General features: G+C 54.9%; 13 protein-coding genes and 9 pseudogenes. 6 read left to right on the forward strand and 16 right to left on the reverse strand.

Annotation, left to right across the window (positions count from 1 at the left end; genetic code table 11):
- Positions 1–164: 164 nt before the first annotated feature.
- The 4 genes and pseudogenes from ESO89_RS06325 to ESO89_RS06340 form a co-directional block, all read right to left on the reverse strand.
- A pseudogene (locus ESO89_RS06325) lies at positions 165–1,156 on the reverse strand (transposase).
- Between the two features lie 117 nt (positions 1,157–1,273).
- Positions 1,274–1,688, reverse strand: a pseudogene (locus ESO89_RS18910) (transposase); the annotation flags it as partial.
- Positions 1,634–2,022 (reverse strand): annotated as a pseudogene (locus tag ESO89_RS06335) (ISH6 family transposase); the annotation flags it as partial. The pseudogenes ESO89_RS06335 and ESO89_RS18910, both read right to left, overlap by 55 nt.
- Positions 2,023–2,277: 255 nt before the next feature.
- Entirely contained in the window at positions 2,278–3,045 is a 768-nt protein-coding gene (locus ESO89_RS06340) for an enoyl-CoA hydratase/isomerase family protein (RefSeq protein WP_128904754.1), read from the reverse strand.
- Positions 3,046–3,179: 134 nt separating this feature from the next.
- Between ESO89_RS06340 and ESO89_RS06345 the strand changes: the two genes are divergently transcribed.
- The gene (locus ESO89_RS06345; RefSeq protein WP_128904755.1) at positions 3,180–3,761 is read left to right on the forward strand and encodes an IS6 family transposase; all 582 of its coding nucleotides are present in this window, start codon (positions 3,180–3,182) and stop codon (positions 3,759–3,761) included.
- 30 nt (positions 3,762–3,791) lie between these two features.
- Here the strand turns inward: ESO89_RS06345 and ESO89_RS06350 are convergent.
- Positions 3,792–3,965: pseudogene (locus tag ESO89_RS06350) on the reverse strand (integrase core domain-containing protein); the annotation flags it as partial.
- A 39-nt stretch (positions 3,966–4,004) separates the two neighbouring features.
- On the opposite strand from ESO89_RS06350, the gene ESO89_RS06355 reads away from it, so the two are divergent.
- On the forward strand, positions 4,005–4,406 hold the full coding sequence (locus ESO89_RS06355) for a hypothetical protein (RefSeq protein ID WP_206731731.1): 402 nt from the start codon (positions 4,005–4,007) through the stop codon (positions 4,404–4,406).
- On the opposite strand, the gene ESO89_RS06360 is transcribed toward ESO89_RS06355, so the two are convergent.
- Positions 4,356–5,654: an IS4 family transposase gene (locus tag ESO89_RS06360; protein ID WP_128904756.1), complete on the reverse strand. Its 1,299-nt coding sequence runs from the start codon at positions 5,652–5,654 to the stop codon at positions 4,356–4,358. The two genes, ESO89_RS06355 and ESO89_RS06360, sit on opposite strands and share 51 nt — an antisense overlap.
- Before the next feature lie 163 nt (positions 5,655–5,817).
- Between ESO89_RS06360 and ESO89_RS06365 the strand changes: the two genes are divergently transcribed.
- Complete coding sequence (locus tag ESO89_RS06365; protein ID WP_206731732.1) at positions 5,818–6,273, forward strand: hypothetical protein; 456 nt, start codon at positions 5,818–5,820, stop codon at positions 6,271–6,273.
- A 302-nt stretch (positions 6,274–6,575) separates the two neighbouring features.
- Here the strand turns inward: ESO89_RS06365 and ESO89_RS06370 are convergent, their stop codons facing one another.
- From ESO89_RS06370 to ESO89_RS06395, 6 genes are read right to left on the reverse strand one after another with little or no spacing between them, the layout of a single operon-like run.
- Positions 6,576–9,074: a CaiB/BaiF CoA transferase family protein gene (locus ESO89_RS06370; RefSeq protein ID WP_128904757.1), complete on the reverse strand. Its 2,499-nt coding sequence runs from the start codon at positions 9,072–9,074 to the stop codon at positions 6,576–6,578.
- Positions 9,071–9,499, reverse strand: coding sequence for a MaoC/PaaZ C-terminal domain-containing protein (locus tag ESO89_RS06375; protein ID WP_128904758.1), 429 nt, complete (start codon positions 9,497–9,499; stop codon positions 9,071–9,073). Before ESO89_RS06375 ends, ESO89_RS06370 begins: the two co-directional genes overlap by 4 nt.
- Before the next feature lie 22 nt (positions 9,500–9,521).
- Positions 9,522–9,974, reverse strand: coding sequence for an FAS1-like dehydratase domain-containing protein (locus ESO89_RS06380; protein ID WP_164932756.1), 453 nt, complete (start codon positions 9,972–9,974; stop codon positions 9,522–9,524).
- A 2-nt stretch (positions 9,975–9,976) separates the two neighbouring features.
- Positions 9,977–10,396: a Zn-ribbon domain-containing OB-fold protein gene (locus ESO89_RS06385; protein WP_128904760.1), complete on the reverse strand. Its 420-nt coding sequence runs from the start codon at positions 10,394–10,396 to the stop codon at positions 9,977–9,979.
- A gap of 3 nt (positions 10,397–10,399) precedes the next feature.
- Complete coding sequence (locus ESO89_RS06390; protein WP_128904761.1) at positions 10,400–11,584, reverse strand: thiolase family protein; 1,185 nt, start codon at positions 11,582–11,584, stop codon at positions 10,400–10,402.
- Between the two features lie 41 nt (positions 11,585–11,625).
- Entirely contained in the window at positions 11,626–12,801 is a 1,176-nt protein-coding gene (locus ESO89_RS06395; protein ID WP_128904762.1) for an acyl-CoA dehydrogenase family protein, read from the reverse strand.
- Between the two features lie 196 nt (positions 12,802–12,997).
- Here ESO89_RS06395 and ESO89_RS06400 point away from each other — a divergent pair, with 196 nt between their 5' ends.
- A complete protein-coding gene (locus ESO89_RS06400) occupies positions 12,998–13,990 on the forward strand; it encodes a transposase (protein WP_128904763.1) in 993 nt (330 codons plus the stop codon).
- A gap of 82 nt (positions 13,991–14,072) precedes the next feature.
- Here the strand turns inward: ESO89_RS06400 and ESO89_RS06405 are convergent.
- Positions 14,073–14,200: pseudogene (locus ESO89_RS06405) on the reverse strand (IS6 family transposase); the annotation flags it as partial.
- Between the two features lie 59 nt (positions 14,201–14,259).
- On the opposite strand from ESO89_RS06405, the pseudogene ESO89_RS06410 reads away from it, so the two are divergent.
- Positions 14,260–14,734: pseudogene (locus tag ESO89_RS06410) on the forward strand (IS4 family transposase); the annotation flags it as partial.
- Positions 14,735–14,742: 8 nt separating this feature from the next.
- Here the strand turns inward: ESO89_RS06410 and ESO89_RS06415 are convergent.
- Together ESO89_RS06415 and ESO89_RS06420 are read right to left on the reverse strand one after the other, a co-directional pair.
- Positions 14,743–15,849: pseudogene (locus ESO89_RS06415) on the reverse strand (IS630 family transposase).
- Positions 15,850–15,877: 28 nt separating this feature from the next.
- Positions 15,878–16,639 (reverse strand): annotated as a pseudogene (locus tag ESO89_RS06420) (IS5 family transposase); the annotation flags it as partial.
- A gap of 197 nt (positions 16,640–16,836) precedes the next feature.
- Between ESO89_RS06420 and ESO89_RS06425 the strand changes: the two are divergent.
- Complete coding sequence (locus ESO89_RS06425) at positions 16,837–19,020, forward strand: heterodisulfide reductase-related iron-sulfur binding cluster (protein ID WP_128904764.1); 2,184 nt, start codon at positions 16,837–16,839, stop codon at positions 19,018–19,020.
- A 460-nt stretch (positions 19,021–19,480) separates the two neighbouring features.
- Here ESO89_RS06425 and ESO89_RS06430 read toward each other — a convergent pair.
- Positions 19,481–20,224 (reverse strand): annotated as a pseudogene (locus ESO89_RS06430) (ISH3 family transposase); the annotation flags it as partial.
- Between the last annotated feature and the right edge of the window lie 228 nt (positions 20,225–20,452).

A 20,452-nucleotide genomic window follows, 5' to 3' on the forward strand; every position in this document is an offset into this window, starting at 1 on the left:
TTTCGACTTGATAAGACTATCGAGCGAAAAACGACGGGAAGGCAGCAATCCATCAGATTGCGAAATGATCGGTTGAGTACGAATCAAAAGAAGACCTAATCGACCAGTTGGGAGAGTTCAAACTCAGGTTTAATACTAGATATGAGCGTGTCATAGAATCCAACTCATAGCTTCTCGCAGCCCGGTTCGTTTCCTCGCTCGTAGTTGGTGATGGCGACGACGAGCCGCAGGCAGAGCGCAACGAAACTTCTGTTCGTGCGTGGACGCGGCCTCGGGCGCGAACGTGCCCGAGGCCGCAGTCCTTGACTGCGTCGTTGGTTCGTTCGACTCCTGTCCGGTTGTTGTACGTCTCGTCCAAGGTGGATTGTTTCAGCCGAACGTCCTCGCTGTGTTCCTCGATGCGGTCTTCGACCCTGTACTCGATATCTTTCGGGTCGTCAGTGTTTCGCGGGTTGTACGGAGCGATTGGCACGACCCCTGCGGCCAGCAGGTGGTCGTGCCAATCGAGGATGTCGTAGGCGCTGTCTCCAAGCATCCAGATTGGTGTATCGACGGCGAGCGCGTCACGCGTGACGCGCATCGCCGTCTCTTGGTCTGCTTGTTTGGCCTGTGTGAACTCCGCTGCGATTGGGATCTTTGCGCCGGTTGAGACGATCGTACAGCCGAAACCGTAGTAGTACTCCTCGGCTGTTGGATCGTAGTTCCACGACGCAGCGTTGTTGTATTGGATCGCTTCGATGTGGGTCGAATCGATGGAGTACGTGGAGTCGAGCAGGCCGCGGACGGCGGCCTGCTCGATGAGCCTGTCGAAGACATCGTCAATAACGTGTTCGAGGTCGGTAAGAAAGCGGTCAACCGTGTCTCTGGATGGCGGTTTGTCGAGTCCGCAGTAGTACCAGACGAGGCTGTGCTGGAGTTCTCGCGTGACCGGACGAGTGCCGTAGACATCCTCGTAGTAGCAGTGCAGAAAGCCACGAAAGAGATCCGGCGGCTGATGCACTCGTGTTCGCCCCCGCTTCGAGGGGGCGAACACGTCGTACTCCAGTAGAAACTCGAACTCAAGATACTCGAACAGCGGTACTGTCTCGGTAGCCGCCGCATTCAAGAAGTCGTCTATCGAAGCTACGTCTTGCAGGGCGTTGGTACTGCTGGACACAGTTTCCAAACCCTGCGGCCTCCCACGGGAGGCTTTCTATGACACGCTCATGTATTCCTTTCCTGGGGAGAGTGCCGCCGCTCCTGCGGCGGCGCTCTCACCGTGTCTTCGAGTGATTCATCCGTAGGCCCGACGCGACTGATTCCACCGTGTTCGGATCATACGGATCGCTTCCGGCACGCCACCCCGCAGCGGGTGGCAGTGCCGGAACCATTCAACCAGGACGTAGCCAATCAACGTACAGAATAAACTCGAACAAGACGCCGTTCACCGATTGTTAATGAAAGTTCTCGATGTTCGTATACTGCTTTAGCTCACGAAACAGAATTTCGATGAGTGTCCGAAGCGTGTAGATGTCCATCACATCCACAGGATCATAATCCGCAGGAGATAGCGTCGTCAAATACGCTATCTCCTCTCCATCCACGTCCTCGAACACGATTCGCCGAAACGTTTCGCCGGTCTCGGCGAGTTCAATCAACTCGTCACAGATGTATCGCGTTCCTGCTTCGTCAGTGATGTCGATGTCCTGGAGCTCATAGTGATGGTTGTTTTGGCTGAGCACTCGAGCAGTTCGTCGGCGAACACAGCGAACTGCTCGAGGTCAGCTTCTCTCACGAGATTGAACTAGTGGAGTGATTCAAAGCCAGATTCTGTCCATCGCATCCACTGGTTTTCACACCACTTCGAGATCTCATCCATGCTCGTTCGACCATGTTCGACGTCCACGGTATCTCCTGTCCCTCAACTGCGAATCCAGCGAACGTCACGGTCGCTTCTGCCCATCTCCGGAGGTATACCGCTGCTTTTGGAGAGTCCTGTTGCTCTAACCGCCACACCTCCTTGGTGAGGTTCTCGAGCCTTTGGCGAGCTGTTCCCTTAATCGTCCACCTGACGACCACTTCCAACGGTACTCGCTGACTGGGGTGGTCGTTCGATAAGTGACAACATTGTCGTGTCGGCGGCTGAACGCAGCCGACTACCACGGGTTTCTCCGTTCATCGGTGTGACTGATGCAGTCGGATGGATCGATCTGGATTTCTGACGTTGAACTCACGCCTCAACAGCATTCAATCGGGAACGCTTTGTGAGGTACTGATTCTTCGACGTAACCAGTTTATTTAGTTCTCACCTTCGAGAAAACTGCTTACGCGAGTCTGGTGATCTTCTGACTGTATCCGCTGAGCTTGCTCATTAGCCTCAAGCTGTAGAAATGTTTGGAGATCTGTTGTGAGGCTTCGATTGAGAAGAGCTTTGGTCCTGTTGAGCGCTCCAGGAGAGAGTTCTGTAAGTTCTGTCGCCCATTGCTGGACCAAATCCGGGAACTCCTCTGACTCTGTTACCTCTGCAACGAGGCCTATTTCCTTGGCCGTTGCCGCATCAATTCGTTCCGCCCGTAAAAACAATTCCCGGGCTTTTTGTGATCCTATCTTGCGAGGGAGAAAGTACATACTGGCGAGATCTGGAATCAGGCCGATTCTGACAAACGAGTGCTCAAAAAATGCGGTATCGGACGCAAGTATAATGTCGGCTAGTAACGCTAGACTAAATCCTCCGCCGACGGCAGCCCCATTTACGGCTGCAATGACTGGCATTGGACACTCGTGTATTTCCGTGATCGTCCGGTGGAATGAGCTCATTATGTCCTTAACTTCTGTTACAGAATTGGCTTGGTTCCCAAGCCACTCTAGATCAGCACCAGAGCAAAACGCATTCCCCGAACCGGTGATAACCAATACATGAATGTCATCATCTTGGGAGAATTTCTTGACTGCCTCGCGGATTTCCCGGTTCATATCAGGTGAAAGAGCATTAAGGACCTCGGGACGGTCCAGTACAATCCGACCAGTCCTCCCGCGTTTATCAGCCTTAATGGTTGAGCTGTTCATTTCTCATGTAGGATGTTGTGTTTAGAATATAAATTTAATGGTGTGTCATTCGGTCGTGTTTAGTTAAGCGTGAAAAGTGAGGCGAGAGTGATTTCAGCTGTCCATGGCAGAAATCACACGCCTCAGCGGATTTTGTGGAGCGCGTGCGGACACCCGAGCCAGCGATGGCGTTGGGTATTCAATCGCAGGTTGCGGGCCTCTCGCTATCGAATACCACCGAATTACTCGAAGATCTGGGTGTCCAACGCAGTCGCAAAGCCGTCCACGATTGGGTGCAGAAAGCCGATCTACAGCCAGATTCGAGTAAATCACCGAATCAGGTAGCGCTGGACGAAACAGTGATTCGGATCAACGATCAGCAGTTCTGGCTGTACGCCGCCGCCGATCCGCAGTCGAACGAACTGCTTCACGTCCGGCTATTTGCGATGACTACGACCACTCTCACAGAAATTTTCCTGCGCGAACTTCGGCAAAAACACGATGTCGAAACTGCCGTCTTTCTCGTCGATGGCGCTCAACACCTCCAAACTGCACTGCAACGAACTGGACTCCGATTTCAGATGTGTCGCCACGGAAATCGGAACGCTGTCGAACGGATTTTTCGAGAGCTGAAACGTCGAACCTCGTCGTTTTCGAACTGCTTCAGCCACGTCAAGCCGGAAACAGCCGAAAATTGGCTCCAGAGTTTCGCTTGCTGGCACAATGCTCCAAACTAAACACTACCTGTCAATCCCTGAAGGCACAGTCTAGTTGAGCACCTCCTCGACAGGAGTTCGTCCATTTAGCGCTTGGTTTGGCCGATCGTGGTTGTAGTGGTATTTGAACCGTCGTAACCAGCAGCGAGCGCTGGCTTGACTGCCCCACCAGAACGAATGAAAGTGGTCGATTCGCATCGTCACCGTCTAAAACCATTTCTCGAGCTGTCCCGTTTCGAGTAGATAAGTCCGGGTGAGGGCCCTATGATGGGGACACAGGTCGACGAACCGATCGAGAGCGCTTCCCCATCAACCGTCGGAGCTGCATCGTACTCGCTGCTCGACGTAGTCGACAGCGGGTCCATTGCCAACGACTTCGAAATCGGAACGTACACCGCGAAACACGACTTCGACAACCACCTCAAAGTTGCCATCTTCGACGGAATCCACCCATCCGACTCACCCGCTGAACTTGCGGAGAAAACCGACACGCACGATGAATTGGCGTACATGGCTAGCTCGACGTTCTCGCGACTGACGAACGGGCGCGACTACCGCGCGGTCGTTCGACTCTTCTTTGAGTTGCTTCATTCGCCCCAGTGCATCGGTGTTCGGTTAAGCATTAGACGGCCTCGTGAAGGCTTCAGCCACTCGTTCGCTCAGTAAGAGCCGTGATTTCTCTGGTTGACGAGCATCACGGAACATCACCTCCGCCAAGTTCGGCGGCGGATACCCGAACGACTGGGCCAGATCTTCGAGGATGAGCTGGGCGACAGACCGGAAGGTCTTCGCCCAGCGTTCTCGCGGGAACACTGTCTCAGGAAACCGCTCTTGAAACACGCCCAGCAAGGCTCTGCTGACCGTCAGCGTCAGCAGAGCCGCCACCACCAGCAGCTCCACGATTGCTGGATCGCTCGTCTGGAACTTCTCCAGCCCATACAGCGATTTCAACTCTCGAAATAGCAACTCCACCTCCCACCGCAGCCCGTACAACGCCGCGACCTGCCTCGGCGTGAACGCATCGGGCAGATTCGTCACGTACAGATGGTAGTCGTCGGTGTCCTCGTTGCGGACACCGACGACGCGAAACTCTACCGTATCTGCTGATTGCTTCCCAGCGTATGCCCGCCGTTTGAACTCGATCTCCACGGTTACGTCGATGAGCTCTCGAGTCAGGTCTCCCAGAACATCACGAAGATGACGCTCCGGCAAGGAAATGGCGCGTCCGCGCCATTTCCGTCGCTCTCCGACGATCAACGGATTTGCGTTCGACTTCAGCCGAGTCAGGAAGAAGCCGCCGTTCTCGTCGATCAATGCGAACCGGCGGAAACTGTAGAAGCCCAAATCGAACAGCAACAGCCGGTCTCGCAGCCAACTCCCGGTACGGAGTTGGCTGCTCTCATGGGTGCGTTCGCCGGTGAGCTGGAACTGCTCGATCGTCTGCTTGGTCGCGTTTTGCACGACGTGGAGTTTCGCGCCGGATTGATCCGGGTGAGTCGCCGGAAACTCGCTGAGTAGCCGATGCAACCGGAAGACGGTTGTATCGGCGATCAACACCTCTCGGAACAGCTCGAACCGTGGCGCGATGGTGTGCGGAACCGCGACCTCCTCGAGAGCGTGCTCGAGGAGGTCGCTCAACAGTGTCGCAAGTGCCGGCGTGAACCGATCGTAGAAGCTTGAGCGGGCAACGGTTTGGTTGGTTGCTGCGGAGTACGCACGCTGGAATCCGGCGATGGTGCGGGCTTCGCCGTCGACGGCGAAGCCCATAATCAGCGTCCAGACGAGCATCGTGATGTCGATCTTCCGGTCACGCTGGACGACATCGCGCTCGTGCGCGATGTCTTCGATTAGCTCGGCGGGAAACAGGGAAGTCAACCGCCGTCGTATGAGATCAGGGGAGAGTTGGTTTAGCACATTCTCTCCCCACGCGGTCTACAACGATAGCTTCGTCAATCAAGCGCAGTCTCTTGATTTGCCGTCTTAACCGAACACGGATGCGCCCCAGTGCTACCACCAGCGTAGCGTCCAACGCAAACGACTCGATTGACTTGAACGAGCGGTTGTGGCTACTGATGCGATGAATCGGAGCATCTCCTGTTCGATCCAAATTGCTAGCGAAAGTGATGACACTGAGATTCGACGAGTGATTCAGTCGGGTGAGAAAGGCCTCCATCTCAATGTTGCTGCACGTGTTGATGGCGACGTCAAGTTCCCGCTTGGCGACACAATCACGCCGGGCGTAATGCGCGAGCCGACACAGTTCGACCATCTTCAGAGCGACGTCGAGGTCTGCAAAGACCTCGACTTGTCAAATTATGTCTTCGATCGGGGCTACTTCGATTATGAGCGGTTTTGCACGCTGAAAAACTGTGGGAAGGACTTCATCGGTCTCCTCCAAGCAGACGCGCGTGTCGACGTCCTGGATGTGTTCAGAACGTCGAGATCACCGACGAACGAGGAACACGACGCATCCCTTCGAGGATTCGTCTCCGCGCACGCACGAGACCGGACTGTCTCAAACTCGCTGAACTAGATAGTGCCTCGGTGTTCAAAGCATCAGCTTCATTGGATGCTGCGTGAATCCCTAGATGACGACGACAATGCCTCGCTCCGATACAGTCGGAGAAAGAGAGCAGGCGGCGAGCCCTAACTAGCCGCCGGCGACGTCGGGTACGTCTTGGTCTGCTATGTGGTTCGTTGCGAACTTATAAAACCGTCTGTGCGAGGGTTCTGAGACGCCCCATATCACCGGACGGCGTCCAAATCCCTGAAATCAGCGATCTAATCCCCAGGGGGAATACCTGCGCAACGGAGCATCACGACTTGGTGGTTTTCTTATGTAAGAACGTCTCTCTCTTCAAGTTCGGCAACTCGCTCGCCCGAGATGTCGAGAAGTCGGTAGAGTACCTCGCGCGTGTGCTGTCCGAGCATAGGTGCATAATGCTGGATTACACCAGGTGTCTTGGAGAAGTGGGGAAGTGCCCCGGGGTATGGGTGTTCACCGACAACCGGATGGTCTATCATCTCCCAAAATCCCCGCTTCTGGAGTGCAACGTCGGTTTCGATGAGATCCTTCATTGATTGCACGACACCAGCAGGAACGCCAACCGTCTGGAGCCGTTCCATTAGCTCGTACCGGTCATGATCTTGGGTCCACTCTTCGATGTGCTCGTCAAGCCTGTCGTGATTCTCCAACCGTCGGTCCTGCGTCGCAAACTCATCGTTGGTAGTCCATTTAGCGTTAACCACATCAGCGAACGCTTCCCAATCCTGATTATCGCGAATTGCGATCCCTATCCATTCTTCAACATCGTCCCGAACCTCTGATTCTCCGCAACGATAGATACCCTGGACGATCCGGTCACGTTCGTCACGATTCCCAATTCGGCCGGTAACCTCACCCTCGATGTCATATCGTGTCACCGCTTGGTGGGTTAATATGGCACCAGCCTCTCGCTGTGAGAGATCGATGTACTGACCCTCGCCGGTCTTATTGCGATGGTGAAGTGCAACCATAATTGCGTATGCACCGTGTAATCCTGCGAGGGGGTCAGTAAAGGAGATAGCGGTTCGGACGGGAGGATCCTCGGAGAAACCAGTTGCGTGTGCGAGTCCGGAGTGGGCTTCAAGGCTTGGACCATATGCACGGTAGTGACTCTCTGGGCCTTCTTGGCCATATCCAGATAGTGAACACATCACTAAATCATCCTTGATCTCGCATAATTCGTCATAACCAAGCCCCAGATTCTCCATGACGCCTGGAGAAAACGATTCAACTACTACGTCGATATCGCCTTTCTCGATGATTTCCTTAATGAGTTCAGTCCCTGCTTCTGTTTGAAGGTTAACTGAAAGGTTATACTTACCCCGGTTTTCGGTCTGATAGTATCCGCTTCGGTCTTCACCGTGAACTGGATCGCCTGCGTCTTGATCCAAGAATGGGCCAACGGATCGAGTGATTTCAGTACGCTTTGCAGACTCGACTTTGATGACCTCCGCACCGTGATCGGCAAGTTGAACACTGCAATGTGGCCCTGCCCACACCATAGTGAAATCAAGAACACGGATCCCGTCAAGGGCCCCGTCAATCGCAATCTCAGTATCGGCTGCACTCACGGTATCGCTGGGGGACTGCGCTGACCGCTCTCTTGTGTTTTCGTCGTCGAGGATTTCTCCTTCTATTTCCTCGGCATGTTCGTTCGGTGCAGGAGGACTAGTTGATTCGATATCGCTACCCGAGAAATTATATGGGGCTTGTGGCATCGTTACTTGTTTGCCAGACGGTGATTTGATCTCCGTCAGGAATCCGCGCGAGGCTAGCTGATCGCTGCTAAATAGGTCGGCAGAAGTCGCTACAACAGAATTGGCGATACCCGCCTCTTGCGTTGCATGATAGAATTCATCAGTTGTCCAGTCCGCCAGTTCCTCCTCCAGGATGGCATCGAATTCGTCCGAGTTCTTCAGACGCTTGGCCCCACCCGGAACCTGTTCATCTGGGAGAGCATTAAATCGTTCGTCCTGAAGAAGATCCTCACGTCCGATGGCCTCACAGAACGGCTCCCACATTGACAGATCTGCTCCGCCAAGCGGCCCCTCAACGGCCCCTCCAACTATACACACACAGACGAACCCATCTTCGACCTCATAGATGGCGCCAGCTGGGTGTAGTTGAGCGTGCTTGTTTCCAGTCCGCTGACTGACCGTGTCATTGTATGTGTAGTCTGTGTGTGTGCTCTCTATGCGCGCAGCGATTGCTTCGTGTTTGGAGACATCCACGTGTTGACTACCGGCACGATCGCGAGTCTCAAGCGCCATGAGAGCACTAAGAGCAGCTTCTGTTGCCCCGAAATACGAGCAGGCCGACAATCCTGGACGGGTTGGGGGACGAGTAGGATACCCAGTTTGGTAGGCCATCCCGCCCATTGCCGCCTCGACCAGATCGACGCTTTCGAAATCTGCATAGGGTCCGGACCGGCCGAATCCCGTGATTGAGATGACGATCGTATCCGTCATATCCGGTAGTCTCTCCGGATCTATCCCATATTCGGGAAGATGGTCCTCGAGGACGATATCGACCGCCTCGACCAACGATTGAAGTGTCTCGCGATCATCAATAGTCGCCGGATTCAACACGAGACTACGTTTACTCGTGTTTAAGAATCCGAAGAAAGCAGACTCACCTTCGACATGAGGCGACACGTCTCGGGCGGGATCTCCACCAGGACGTTCGATCTTAATAACGTCCGCTCCTGCATCGCCCAACAACTTTGCGGCATAGCTATTGTACTCTTCGGTGACATCCAATATTGTGATGTCAGATAGTGGGGTAGTCATACCGACTCACCCTTGGGAAGCCGAACGGTCGCAGTACCGGTAACAGCGGTTGTCCCATCAGCTTTCTCAAGGAGGAGGCCGAGGTTGACATAGCCCTCTCCGTCTTCCTCGTATTTCTCGTCGACAGTTGCGGTGGCGAGCACGTCGTCGCCCTCGAACACGTTCTCCTCGAATCGGGCCTCGAGTGACGTGAGATCGGTCGGCGACTCGGCCACCGCAAGCGCAGCCTGTGTCATATATGACATGTTAATCGGCCCTTGATTCACTAATCCTGGCCGACCCATCTGCTCAGTTGCCCTGCGATCAAAGTGAATCGGGTTCGGATCCTCCATGAGTGCGGTCACGATTTCCATGTTCTTTGCTGGTACGTCCTCAAACGACTTTTCTGCCACCGTGTCTCCAATCGTAATGTCCTGGAATTTCATGATTTTAGTACGTTTATTATGTCTAATGCGTTATGATGATGCGCGTTTGGGTTCTAAACGCTGGATTCCCTTGGGTGTCGGTTGCTTCGTAGTCCAAGGACAGGATATCGAACTTCTCCTTTTGCTCTACATCGGCAACCTCGCCTGTGACACTGTACGTTTCGCCGACGACCAGAGGCTGGTGAAACGTGAACGACTGTTCGCCGTGAAAGACACCGGACTCCCAGTCGATATCCAACCCCTCAAGCGCACCCTCAATACCTGCCCCTGACCCCTCCATCGCGATGTGCATACCGAACTCCGGCGGGACGAGTTGCGCATCTGCCCCAACCTCCTTGGCCGCCTCCTCATGCCTGAAGGCATCGTCGTCGTTACGCGTGGCGTCGGCCCAGAGGTAGGCCATCCACCGTTCAACCGTAAATTCGCCGCCCGGGAACTGTCGACCGACGACGTCTTCCACGTTGTCTACGCTCATCATCACTCACCCCCAGCAGGTTCGAAGTACGGAAGCTTATACTCACCACTCGTTTCGACGAACGTCACTTCGACGGGCATGCCGACCTCGAGATGTTCTTCACTCTCGGCCTCGATATTGGACATCATCTGGACACCCTCCTCCAATCGGACGATCGCGTTGATGTATGGCGCGCGCTCCTGTAAGCTGGGTGCAGGGGGGCGATACACGGTCGTATAGCTGACGAGTTCGGCCTCTCCACTTGCCTCGCGATACTCGATGTTCGCCGACATACAGTTGGGACAGTACCCCCGCGGGTAGAAGAAATAATCCTCGCAGTCCAGGCAGTATGGGAGGACGAGTTGGTCCTCAGTAGTTGCTTTCCAGTACTCTTGTGTAGCGTTACTTGGTTCCGGTGCGTCGGGTTTCGTGGTATCGCTCATTGGTTAGTCACCTCTCTCTAGAATCGCAACGGTTTGAGTCGATAGTATTCCGCCGTTGCCGTGGACCAGTGCTGTTTCGGCGTCCTCGACCTGAGTCGCGCCTGCTTCGCCCCAGAGTTGACGAACAGCTTCGGTAATATGCATCAGGCCACCGGGACCGCCGGGATGCGCCTGTGCAAGTTCCCCGCCGTGGGTGTTCATCGGCCACTTCCCGTCGAGTTCCAGTTCACCGCTTTCGACGAGCTCACCGCCTTCTCCTTTCTCGCAGAAGCCAAGATCTTCGAGAACCTCAAGGACGGTGATTGTAAAGCAGTCATAGATCTGGATCACATCAAGGTCGTCGTGCTCGACGTCGGCGGCGGCGAACGCCTGCTTGCCGGCCTGGCGTGCCCCCGTGGTAGTGAGGTCAGGCATTTGATGGATCGATTCGTGCGTGTCATATTCCCCGACGCTCAAGATGTCGATTGGTGTGTCATGGTCAGCGTGGGCACTCTCGCTGTCCGTCACAATGAGGGCGGCTCCGCCGTCGCTGACGAGCGAACATTGATCTAATGTCAGTGGAGTCGCAATCATCGGCGACTCGAGTACCTCCTCTACAGTCTTCGACTCGTTAATTTGGGCACGCTCTTTCGGCTGCAACGACGCGTGCTCGTATTCGATCGATGCGATTTTCGCAAGTTGTTCTTGGGTCGTCCCATATTCCTCCATGTGCTTGCGAGCGGCCAACGCGTACATCGATGGGATCAACGGTCCATATGGTGTCTCAAACTCCCCGTGTCCGGCGCCAGCCATCGCCTCGACAGCGGCATCACGACCGAGCCCGGTCGCCATGTTGTCTGCCGCAAGCACCAATACGTTCTCACAGAGTCCGCTGTTGATTGCCTCGGCGGCTTGCAGGAGGTGCTGTATGTGGGACGCCCCCCCGATCGACTGCATTGAACCGTACTTGAGCCCCGGCATCAACCCGAGGTGTTCGGCGAGCGCAGAGGCGCCAACAGCACCAAGTTCGTCACCACCGATAGGTGGTGCTGCAATAATTCCGTCAACCTCGTCTGGTGTTACATTAGCCTGCTCCATTGCCTCATATGCAGCCTGTTCGTTCAGATCGTTATAGTCCTTGTCAGGCACCTCACCGAAGTCGGTTTCTCCCCAACCAATAATCGACGCACCAGTGTTGTTTCGTGTCATAGTGTGATTTAGTGTGCTGTGTATGGTTACTGTGTTCTACTTCAATACGAGCGTGGCAGGCCGAGTTCATTCTCCGCGAGGTAGTTCCGGACCATTTGCTCACTTACTGGAGCAACTCGGAGATGTCGAACCATCGACCAAAGCTTTGCGATGCCGATCTCGGAAGAGGCGCTCATGCCACCGAAGGTAGTCATGGCAGCCTCACATGCATTCCATGCCGCTTTCCCTGCCTGAAGCTTGGCAGAATTGGCGGCAGCACCGACCTCTTGTGAGGGTTTATCGTTGTCGTACATCCAGGCGGCTTTGTGGGTCATTAGCTTCGCCGTTTCAAGTTCTGCGTAGGCGTCCGCAAGCGGGTGTTGGATCGCCTGATGGCTACCGATAGGAACACCGAATACTTCCCGATCGTTCGCATAGTCAGCCGCCTGATCTAGCGCTGAATACCCAGCTGCAACAGCGGCAGCCGCCACAGTAATACGTTCTGTATTCAATGTGTCGAAAATGTGGTAAAGGCCTTGATGTTCAGTCCCAACGATCTGTGATTCGTGGACCCGGACATCATCAAGGTAGAGGTTGTACGTCCGCTCAAAGTAAATGTCGAGAGGGATTTCATCATAATCAATACCGTCAGAGTCGGGGTCAACGAGGAAAATCGAGAGACCGTGAGTGGGAGAGTCAGCATCTTCAGGCGGAAGTGTACGCGCAAGCAGTGTGATGCGGTCTGCCTCCGCGACGCGAGAAGTCCAGATTTTGCTGCCGTTGATGACGTATCCATCGCCATCTTTCTCTGCAATGGTTGAGATGTTCGAAGTATTCAGCCCGGCATCAGGTTCGGTGACACCGAGTGCCCATTTTGCGTCACCGCTGGCAATTTTCGGAAGCCACTGTTCCTTCTGCTCTTCGGTCCCATGTGCAACCAGTGTTTCACCACCGAATATAGGATTGAGTACGAATGCAACCGTAGCGGACCACCCGCCGTTCATGCCGACCTCCTCCATTACCGTCACCATTTCCTTGATACCCATTCCCTCACCACCGTACTCTTCAGGAATGGCAATACCGACATACCCATGATCTGCGAGATCTTGCCATACTTCTTCAGGAAAGCCTCGTTCTTCTTCAATCTCCCGCCAGTAGTCGTCCTCATACTCGTCCATTAGACTGCTAACGGAGTTTCGGATCATTCGCTCTTCTTCTGTCTCCTCGAATTCGGGCATATACAAAGTCGATATTTAATCGGCCCTCGCATAAATGTTCCTAAAGCGGTGAAAGTATTGGCCGTTGCTGGTGGATCTTCTGCGCATTTTCGATCAACCGCTCCAACAGCGGCAGTGGCAAGTACTTTAGCAGTACTTCCGAGAGGGTGTCATAGAACGATTAGCACACCAAAGAGCAGGGTGAACGCTGAGGTGGATGAGTTCAGCGACCCTGCAAGATGATCCTTCGGTAGAGTCGTTCTTCAATGTCGTGGAGACCGAGACGTTAGCGTTGTTTGAGCACCTTTCCTTCGAGTTTCTCGAAGAGTTCGACGTGTTCGCCCCGGCGAAGACGGGGCGAACACGAGAGCACGAACCACCAGAGCTGATGCGTGGCTTTCTCCACTGCTACTACAAGGACATCTACGGCATTCGTCCCGTTGAACGAGAGCTTCGGAACACGGTTGTCTGGTTGAGTTGTGGGTTCGATCGACCGCCGTCGAGAGACGCGGTCGATCGCTTCCTCACTGACCTCGAACAAGTCGTTGACGACGTCTTTGATCGGCTCGTCGAGCAGGCCGCTCGGCGCGGCCTGCTCGACTTGACCTACTGCATCGATTCGACCGACGTGAGGGCGATGCCAGCCGATCAGGACGCGTCGAAGTGCTACGATCCAACCAATGACGAGTACTACTACGGCTACGGCTGTACGATCGTCTCGACCGGGCAAAAGATCCCAATTGCGGCGGAGTTCACGGAGAGTAAGCAAGCGCCAGAGGAGACGGCGATGCGCGTCACGCGTGACGCGCTCGCCGTCGCCAAGCCGATCTGGATGGTCGGTGACAGCGCCTACGACACGCTCGACTGGCACGACCACCTGCTGGCCGCAGGGGTCGTGCCAGTCGCTCCGTACAACGCGCGAAACACCGACGACCCGAAAGACATCGAGTACAGGGTCGAAGACCGCATCACCGAACACAGCGAGGACGTTCACCTGAAGCAATCGACGCTGGATGAGACGTACAACCGCCGTACTGGAGTCGAACGAACCAACGAATCAGTGAAGGACTGCGGCCTCGGGCGTGCATTCGCCCGAGGCCGCGTTCACGCACGAGCGCAGGTGTTCCTCGCGTTGTGCCTTCGTCTCGTCGTCGTAATCACCAACTACGAACGTGGAGACAATCCGGGGAGTACCGTGATCACGGTGTGAGGAGAGTTCTATGACACCCTCAGTACTTCCGAGGTTTAGCTTCAGCAGGCACTATCTAGTTCTGAATTTCCTCGGCGGGCGTTCATCCGTCGAATGCCTGATTTGGTCGTTCGTGGTGCCCCGCCAAAACGAGTGAAAGCGGTCGATTCGCATGGTGACGGTGTGCTTCAGCAGATGATTTTCCGCTGTCAAGGGTATCTGTGAAGACATGATTCAGGCTGTCGCGTTTCGAGTATTTAAACCGGCGTGAAGCCGGTAATGGCGACCTAATGGCTGCAAATTCCAAGTCTCAGCAAAGGCCGCCAACAGGAAAAACGGACGCAGCGTACTTCAGTTCTGGTCAAACAACTGCGACCGCAGTGTACTCGCTGCTCGACGCAGTCGGCAGCGAGTCTATTGCCGACGAGTTCGATATCGGCAAACACAGCAAGAAACACGACTTCGACAACCACGTCAAAGTCGCCGTGCGTGAAGGGATTGATCCCTCAGACTCGCTTGCCGAACTCGAAGAAACAACCGATACAGCCGCTGAAATGGAAAAAATGGCTGCCTCTACGTTCTCACGGTACACGAACGACCGCGTACCGCGCGGTCGTTCGTATCATGTTTGAGCTACTCCATACCCCACAGTTGGCCCATCAACGTGCCGTCAAACGGAAACGACTCCAGCGACTCACGCGAGGCGTTGTTGCGACCGATGCGACAAATCTCGAACTTACACGGTCGGTCGTCGTCTCCGACGATAATAGTAACTAACGCAACTTCTGGATGAATCCGCTGAGATGATTCTCGATCCATGAGCCTGCAAAACTCAGCTGATCGGTCAACTCCGTGAAGATGTCATCGAGGAGGGCGCGGTACTCGGCCGCGCCCTCCACGATCAGGGGCGACGATTCCCATTTGAGGCTCTTCCAGACGGGTTCGATTGGATTGAGATGTGGCGATCCCACTGGAAGAAAGATGAGGTCGATCCCGAGTTCGTGGGCGCGTTTGCGCGTGTACGCACAAATGTTGTGATGAGAAGTTATCCAAGACGAGTAGAATCCGCTCGCCCGGATTCTGCTCGCGGATCTCTTCGAGACACGCGCAGATCTCCTCTTTCTCCTGATTCGGTGGGAACTGGAGGACACTCTCGCCGTTGAGCGCATAGAAACCGGCCGCTGGTGTGTCGATTTTCACCAGCGGCCGGGTGATCGTCGGCTCACTTACTGTGTAGAGCCGCTGAGAATTGTCCCACGGTTGCGGGTGCGAGATATCGAAAAAGACGACGGTCGTTCCACCGTCCGTTCGAACATCATCGTCGACCGTCCATTCCTCGTTACTGTCGTCCTCTGGCTGTTTGTTGTGTGGTTTGTCTGTCTCATCCTTGGCGAACGCATCGCCAACGCGTTCGTCGAGGATTTCCTCAGCATTGTCTGGCCGGTCGGGCCTCTCGGTACGCGGAATCGCGTACGAGAGGCCCAAATCGTCCAGCAATCGTGGCAGGTAATTCGGGTGGAATTCGACATCGAACTCGGTGTTTATGAGATGCTGTATCTCCTGTTTCTTCCAGGGTTCGCCTTCTTCGAGTAGGTCAAGAAGACGTTCTCGCTGCTTCTCGTTGAGCTTCGGGGGCCGACCGCCCCGAAGCTCGTAGCAAGGAGTCCCAAACCGCCCTTATTCCAGAGCTTGGCCCAGCGACTCCCGGTTGATTGAGACATTCCGACATCGTCGGCTGCACCTTCCAGCGTTGCACCTTTGTACAGCCGTTTGATGAAGATTAGCCTCTTGCTCACCTTCTCGCTATCAGTCTGTGTGAGCAAGCGGTCGAGATCGTCCTCACTGAGGTGTCGGACGATCTCTTTCTCTCGTCCCGCCATTCCCCAACCAACACAAAGTACACCTAAATCTTCTGTGAACCACTATGCCGAGCGAGCGCTTCACAGCCGAGTTCACGGTCTCGGTCATTGAGCGCTGATTGTAGTGCTGTTCGTCGATTCTGTCGTTGTGCGCGTGATCATAGTGTGCGAAGACGCGATGTTTGATGAGTGGGCGAATTCCGAGGTCACGAAGGGATTCGCGAAGCGATTTCTTGTCGTATCCCTTGTCGGCGGCAAGAGACCGCAGATCGCCCGCGTTCCGGCGGGCGATCTGCTCGGCGAGATCCGCGTCGCTCCCTTCACGGTTCGTCGAGCAGTAAACGTCAAGGATGGCTTGAGAGTCTGTATCGACGAGTTTCGTGACCTTGAGCTTCTGCACGCGGTAACTCGTCCGTTGGCAGTAGTGGCGGCTCGCAGCCGAGCGTTCGTAGAATGTAGCGTCGATTGCACCGTGTTTCGAGGGGTCGTGCAGCTGCGCCGACTGGCGCAGCAGCACTCGGCAGACGCTCATACTGATCCGGTCGAACGCTTTACACAACGTGGATGGAGAGGGGAGATCGGCCGCGTCGAGGCCGATCTCCCCGGTTATTTGTGGCATCACCTTCAGCAGGTCAATCGTCATTCGGTAAGAGGTATCGAGGTAAATCCGGAGACAATGGAGGGAAACGAGGGCATAGTCGGCGAATCCGCCGCCACCTTCCGGGGCGGCGGATTCGTCTCCATCGCCAGTAACTCTTTGAGAAATCGGGACGATTTCGCTAGTGAAGTGGGAGATTTGGGCCCTGAACAACTGAAATCTCCCGCTTCAACTCCTTCGATTTAGCGACCCATCCCGACGCCGTCTAGTGATTCAACGCAGCCCCTCGGGGTAAACACGTACTATTATCTCAAACGTGGTTAGTTACACTCACGGGATTTTCATAGGAGCTGAGTGAGAGGTCAATTTCTCCGTGCCTTTATGTCTTCAGAATACGACAGCTATTTTGTATGCAATATCCGCTACAAGCGAGCGAACCGATTACACGGCCGACCATGTGGCAGATCGGGCACGTGGGCGAGGTCATTTTCTACTTCCTTGCCGCGGTGACCGTGCTCGTCTTCCTCTATGGTGTTTACGAGCGGTTCGCCGAATATGCAAAGAGTGGTGAAGACTGGTTTGACCGCCTTGACGACATTGGACACCGGATCGCCAGTAGTTCGAAAGTCGTTCTCTCCAACGAGAAACAGTTCGACCGGGATTTCGTTGGGGGGCTCATGCACACGTTCATTCTGTGGGGTTTCCTCACTCTCCTCATCGGAACGACTATCCTCGCCATCGATATGGACATCTACCAGACGATAACTGGCTTGATGGGCGAGGAGAAGTCGTTCTTCGTCGGAGATTTCTACCTCTCATACTCGCTCATCCTCGATGCAATGGGGCTGCTCTTCGTGGTTGGTATCGGTATTGCGATTTATCGACGTTACGTCGTGAAGACATCTCGGCTTGAGGGGCCGAACACTGGCCTCGAGGATGACCTCTTCATCTGGTCTCTCTTCTTACTGGGTGTCGGCGGCTATCTGACAGAGGGAATCCGAATTCTAGGTCAGAACTTTCCCTCGTTTGAGACGGTCAGCTTCGTCGGATGGTTCGTTGCTGATGTGCTGCAGTTAGCTGGAGTTGACCCCGCGATGGCCCGTTCAATGTATCCGTTTGCGTGGTGGTCACACGCGCTGATTGCGTTCGTGTTCATCGGGGCGATTCCGTACTCCAAACCGCTGCACATGTTGACTTCGTACGCGAGTGTTATTACTCGAGACGAGAAGGCCGGAAAGCGGCTCCCATCTATTCCAGCAGACATGGAAGCGACCATAGGTGCTCCAAATATGGATGCGTTCTCCTGGCGGGAGAAACTCGAGCAAGACGCCTGTACCAACTGTGGGCGATGTACCGATGCGTGTCCTGCTCATGCATCTGGTCGTGATCTCAGCCCGCGTGACGTAATTCTTGATCTCAAAGCTTACCGGGAGCAGGAAGACGGTGAAGAAAAAGCAATCATCGGAGATGGGGACTCGGTCATCCAACGAGAGGCCATGGAGTCGTGTATGTCGTGTATGGCGTGCATGGATACCTGCCCAGTCGAGATCGAGCATCTGAAGACCTTCACCAAGCTCAATCGGCAGCTGACGGACGAAGGAGAAATCCAGCCCGCACTGCAAGATGTATTCCAGAACGTCATGCAGAAAGGCAACACCTTCGGTAACTCGCAGAACAACCGGGCTGGCTGGACTGACGACCTTGAATTCGACGTTACAGACGTGCGCGAAGAGGAAGTAGAGTACCTCTGGTACGTTGGCGACTATCCGAGCTACGACGAACGGAACAAAGCGGTCGCGCGCTCTCTGGCGACGCTGTTCGAAGAAGCCGGTATCAAGTATGGCATCCTGTTCGAAGATGAGGTCTATGACGGGAACGACATCCGTCGTGTCGGTGAAGAACTGATGTTTATCGAGCAGGCGGCAACCCTCATCGAGAGCTTCGAGGACTGTGAATTCGACAAAATCGTGTGTACAGATCCGCACTCGATGAATACGTTCAAAAACGAATATCCTGAACTCGACTTCGAAGAGTGGGATGACGATCCGATGATGGATTTCGACATCGAGGGCAATCAGTGGTCACCCGAAGCTGAAGTCCAACACTGGACACAGGCTGTCGAAGAACTCGTGAGTGACGGCCGACTCGGACTCTCTGGGAACGAACTCGATTATACCGTCACGTACCACGACCCGTGTCATCTCGGTCGATACAACGACGAGTACGAAGCGCCTCGTGATCTCATCCGGGCAACTGGATGTGACCTTCACGAAATGCCGCGCAACCGCGCTGACTCCTACTGCTGTGGCGGTGGCGGTGGCGGGCTGTGGATAGAGCACGAACAGGATGAGAAACCAAGCGAAGAACGAATCCGGGAAGCACTCGAAGATACCGATGCCGGTCAACAAGTAGAGAAATTTGTTGTTGCCTGTCCGATGTGCATGACGATGTACGAGGATGGACGCAAGACTGGTGACTACGAAGACGATATCGAAATCGTCGACATCGCCGAACTGCTAATCGAGGCGGTAGAGACCTCGCCCACTACTGCCTCGTCCCAGACGAGCGTTGATCCAACCCTAGCAGACGACTAAGTGTCGTGAGCTATATCCTTATAGCCCGTTGCACGGATTCGAAATTAGCTCAGTAGTATCATAATCCAGTAATGACCGTCAGGAATGGTAACTTTCACTAGAGTAGGAGTCGGATCAAGGGTATGTCCAAAACCCGATCCGACACGAGTGAGAACACTACCACCTCGCATAAGATTGCTGTTCGTGAGTACCTTCGAACGCATGGTGAGGCAGCTTCTAAGGAGGCTCTCCACGCCGGCACTGACGTGCCGGCGTGGTATATCGATCAAATCGCTGCCAAAGACGTTACTTCCCGAACGAGTCGAGAGAGTGCTGCCTGAACGCCTCGAAACATCACTTTCTGTATGATTTGGCGGTCAATCTTGGCTGCTACCGCGGCGTAGATCAAGGCAGTTCCAGTCCACTGCTTCAAACAGACAATCTCACCCGGATTTCGACGGTCTCTGCCGACAGCTGTCGCTTACCGCCCAACGAATAGGCCGTGGGCTGACCCCGGCCTGCCTGCGGCCGCTGTCTGTGACGCCGGCACACCAACCCCGTTCGCTTTGATCTTCCACCGCCGGCGTAACTCCTCTTCCAGCTCATGCCGAATCCAGTCACAGAACGTCTTGAACGTGAACTCATCGGGCAGGTCGCGCCCGCCCCGCCGCGGGCGGGCGACGACCGCCCATCTCAGTACGAGCCACAGGTTCTCCAGCAGTGCCGCGACGAGCATGATCGCAAATCGCACGACGGGATCACGCGTCGTCGTGATCCCGCGTGCTTGCCGCAGTAAGCGATAGGTCGTTTCGATGCCTGAGCGCTTTCTGTAGAGGCGTTCGACCTGCTTCGCTGATTGATCAGTTACGCCGCAGGCGACGTAGCCACGGACGACCTCGCCGTGCTTGCCTCGGTCACCGTTCTGGTAGGAGACAGCGACAGCGAGCGGGAAGCGCAGTTCCCGCTCGCAGTCCTTGTACATGCGATAGGTCGTCATGTACGACTCGTGGGTGTCGAGTTTGTCCTTCATCCGCTCGCCTTTCTTTGGGACGTGGACGACCGTTGCGGCGATATCACGAGCACAGCGGATGACGCGCTCGTTGTAGAAGCCGCTGTCGGCAAGCAGAAGGTCGATCTCAAAAGGATAGTTCTCGACGCGGGCGAGCACGCGCTCGACCGCGTCGGCCTCATCTTCGTCACTGCGGACATAGGTCATCGCCAGCGAACAGCGCTATCGTCTCGGTCTCCACGACATGGAAGAACGAGTCTACCGAAGGGTCATCCTGCAGGGTCGCTGAACTCATCCACCTCAGCATTCACCCTGCTCTTTGGTGTGCTACTCGTTCTATGACATCGCTGAGAATCCCGCTATCTGAACAAACCACGTGTATCGGCTTAGATTTTCCGAGTGGGCTGGTACCAATCTCTCTTCTGTAGCGAAAATCAACAGCAA

It is taken from the genome of Halorubrum amylolyticum, from assembly GCF_004114995.1.
In the GTDB taxonomy this organism is placed as follows: domain Archaea; phylum Halobacteriota; class Halobacteria; order Halobacteriales; family Haloferacaceae; genus Halorubrum; species Halorubrum amylolyticum.